At 63.9% G+C, this 454-nt stretch carries 1 pseudogene; it reads right to left on the bottom strand.

Features of this window, described 5'->3' with window-relative positions:
- Positions 1-454: pseudogene (locus EOD07_RS37120) on the bottom strand (carbon monoxide dehydrogenase); the annotation flags it as partial.

A 454-nucleotide genomic window follows, 5' to 3' on the forward strand; every position in this document is an offset into this window, starting at 1 on the left:
GTCGGGATCGAGCGCCTTGAACGGATCGACGAGCACCGGCAGCGGCTCATATTCGACCTCGACCGCCGCGACGCCGTCGTCGGCGGCATAGCGGTCGGTGGCGACCACGAAGGCGACCTCCTGGTTCTGGAACAGCACCTTGCCGTCGGCCAGCACCATCTGCACGTCGCCGGCAAGCGTCGGCATCCAGGCAAGGTTCACCGTCTTCAGCGTCTCGGCGGTGATGACGGCGAGCACGCCCGGCACCTTGAGCGCCTTTTCCGAATTGATCGACTTCACCCTTGCATGCGCGTGCGGCGAACGCACGAAGTCGCCATGCAGCATGCCGGGCAATTTGACGTCGTCGACATAATTGCCCTTGCCCTGGGTGAAGCGGATTTCCTCGACTCTCTTGCGCTTGCAGCCCATGCCTTCCAGTTTCGCCTCGCGCTCCTCGCGCGTGAGAGACATGTCG

This window comes from Mesorhizobium sp. M2C.T.Ca.TU.002.02.1.1 (genome assembly GCF_003997225.1).